This is a genomic window from Psychrobacter sp. AOP7-A1-24 (assembly GCF_052376235.1).
Taxonomy (GTDB): Bacteria; Pseudomonadota; Gammaproteobacteria; order Pseudomonadales; family Moraxellaceae; genus Psychrobacter.
Genome location: NZ_JBQSVM010000085.1, coordinates 1 through 3,010, shown reverse-complemented (window position 1 = coordinate 3,010; position 3,010 = coordinate 1). Strand labels below are relative to the sequence as shown.

The window sequence follows — 3,010 nt, the reverse complement described above, 5'->3', positions numbered from 1 at the left end:
TCAATTATGGCTATGTCTGATGCCAGCATACTTTTTAGAACACCACCGTATTTTTTGAGGATGTCTATGTCATACTCTATTCACGATGAGCCGCACCTAAGTAACCGGAGTCAATGGCTCAGAGCAGCGGTACTTGGCGCCAATGATGGACTCATTTCTACCGCCAGTTTACTGGTTGGTGTTGCCGCCGCAAACGCGAGCAGCCAAACCTTATTACTGACAGGATTGGCGTCACTGACTGCAGGGGCTTTATCGATGGCGGCTGGTGAGTATATCTCTGTGTCCTCACAAGCAGATACTGAAAAGGCTGATTTAAAAAAAGAGCTTTACGAGCTGACGCATAATCCTGAGCGGGAGCTTGTCGAGCTGACAACAATTTATAAACAGCGTGGACTTGATCAAGACTTAGCACACCAAGTTGCTGTCGCCTTAACTGAGCACGATGTACTTGAGGCTCATGCTCGTGACGAGATAGGGCTAACTGAAATCAGTCAAGCAAAGCCCCTGCAAGCTTCCATTGCCTCCGCATTGGCCTTTATTACTGGTGCCATATTTCCTGTCATCGGCATCTTGGTGTTTCCAGCCCAGATCCTTGTTTGGTCATTGGCCGCGCTGACCATAGTCGGCTTAGTCCTACTTGGCATGGTATCGGCGCGCTTGGGCGGTGCACCCACTCTCCCTGCTGTCACTCGCGTCGTCGTGTGGGGTGTATTGGCCATGGTCGCAACATCACTTATTGGGCGATTACTTGGGGTGTAGCAGATTCAATTTAAAAGTATGACAGTTTTATTTTCAAATGACTAGAACGGTTTAGAGCCCAGTTTATTTTTAGCGCTCATTACTTTTTCGTAACGCATCCTAGAACGATACGTCTGTATCAGCGCGCGTTTGTAAGTAAAGACCTATTAAGGTATTCAAAAAGTGGTGGTGTGTCAGAAAGTATGCTGAGGAGATGAAAGGAGGGTGACAGCCAAAGCAAGATGATATATTTGAGGTTATGAAGACACAAATACAGATCAATTGCCCCGACTGTCACAGCTCCAGTTTTTCGATATACGGCATAAAAAGCTATGGCAAGCAGAACTACCAGTGCAAGGACTGCAAACGTCAATTCATTGGCGACCATGCCTTAACTTATCATGGCTGTCACTCTAAAATAGAAGACATCATACGGCTAATGACGGTTAGAGGTTGCGGCGTCAGAGACATAGCCGTTATAGCCTCTATTAGTATTGGTAAAGTCCTTAGCACCATAGGCTCATCGGTCTATAAGATTACACCTAAAAAGCGCTATTATGAACGCTTAGAGGTTGATGAGTTTTGGACTTACGTGTATCGCAAGAAGCGTAAAGTTTGGCTTATTTATGCTTATGACCGCGCTACCAATGAGATTGTCGCTTATGTCTGGGGCAAACGTGACCTGAAAACAGCTAAGAAGCTAAGAGCCCGTCTTAAACAACTGAAAGTCAGCTATGGTTCTATTAGCATGGATAACTGGGATAGCTTTATAACCGCATTCAAGCCTGACAAGAAACAAATCGGCAAGCAGCATACGGTAGGCATAGAAGGTAATAACTGTCGCCTTAGACACCGATTGCGACGAGCCGTTCGAAAGACCTGCTGCTTCTCAAAGAAGTTTGATAACCACTTTAAGGTGTTTGATTTGGTATTCTTCTATGTCAATTATGGCTATGTCTGATGCCAGCATACTTTTTAGAACACCACCGATTTTTCTGGTAGCAGACACTAAGGAGCATTATGTCAATTAAAGTATTCGACACCATCATTATCGGCGGTGGTCAAGCCGGTTTAGCCGTTGGCTACTATCTGAGACGTGCGAAACTTGACTTCATCATTCTTGACAATCAAGACCAAAGTGGCGGCGCGTGGCAGCATACTTGGCCATCGTTACGCCTATTTTCTCCTGCTCTTATGAGCTCCTTGCCAGGTCGCTTGATGCCAAAAGCAAAAGATGGAGAGTATCCCCATAGAGACGAGGTCATCCATTACCTTGCTGACTACGAAGAACATTATAAGTTACCAATCTACCGACCTTATCAAGTCCAAAGCGTACAGCGTGATGATGAAAACAATTGCTTACGGGTGACTGATGGAAGTTTTACATGGTTGGCAAAAACCGTCGTGAGCGCAACGGGAACCTGGAGCAATCCTATAATTCCTTCTATCAAAGGTCAGCAAGCGTATCTTGGGGAGCAATGCCACTCCGCGCATTATGAAGGCCCAGACGCCTACAGAAATAAGCGCGTATTGGTAGTAGGTGGTGGTAATTCAGGTGCACAAATATATGCTGAGCTGGCAGAAGTGGCTAACGCCAGCTGGGTAACACGTGAGCCCCCATTGTTTTTAGCCGACGATGTCGATGGATACGTACTATTCAAAAGAGCAACTGCACGTATTACTGGCAGCAATAATGGTGATCCTGAGGCCGGTATCGGTGATATCGTCATGGTGCCTCCCGTCAAAGCGGCACGTGACAAAGGGGTTTTACATTCAGTACCTATGTTTAACCAATTTACTGAACAAGGCGTCATTTGGGCTGATGGTAGTGAAGAAACGATAGATGCCGTTATTTGGTGTACTGGGTTTGAACCAAATCTTGACCATCTAGCACCTTTAAATGTCTTAGAAGCTGATGGAAAAGTGCAAGTTAAAGATGGGCAAGCGGTCAAGGAGCCTCGGTTATGGTTATTTGGTTATGGTGACTGGGCAAGCCCAGGTTCTGCCACTCTGATTGGTGCTGGACGCAGTGCTAGAGAGAATGTTCCCACTCGAGACCTTCCTGAAATTTGTGTAAGTCTTGCTCAAAGTTAGTGACACAGAATCTGGGATGGCCTCTGTTTATTTGCTTCAAACCCAGTTACTTTACACTTAGCGGTTTAATTAAGCTACTTACTTGAGCTATTTGCTTCAGTTATTAGGCTTGGCTACTTACTCAACTTCAATATTCTAAAGGCGCCCTGAATAACTAAAGCAAATACGATGCTACCAA

The 3,010-nt window shown here is 45.4% G+C and carries 3 protein-coding genes; all 3 read left to right on the top strand.

Annotated features, from left to right (window positions below; translation table 11 throughout):
- Positions 1 to 66 precede the first annotated feature (66 nt).
- The 3 genes from ACT3QQ_RS13745 (at position 67) to ACT3QQ_RS13735 (ending at position 2,832) form a co-directional block, all read left to right on the top strand.
- Entirely contained in the window at positions 67 to 759 is a 693-nt protein-coding gene (locus ACT3QQ_RS13745; RefSeq protein WP_193013106.1) for a VIT1/CCC1 transporter family protein, read from the top strand.
- Between the two features lie 238 nt (positions 760 to 997).
- Positions 998 to 1,699, top strand: a complete 702-nt coding sequence (locus ACT3QQ_RS13740; protein WP_444528409.1) for an IS1 family transposase — start codon at positions 998 to 1,000, stop codon at positions 1,697 to 1,699.
- 59 nt (positions 1,700 to 1,758) lie between these two features.
- On the top strand, positions 1,759 to 2,832 hold the full coding sequence (locus ACT3QQ_RS13735; RefSeq protein ID WP_444528408.1) for an ArsO family NAD(P)H-dependent flavin-containing monooxygenase: 1,074 nt from the start codon (positions 1,759 to 1,761) through the stop codon (positions 2,830 to 2,832).
- The last annotated feature ends 178 nt before the right edge of the window (positions 2,833 to 3,010 follow it).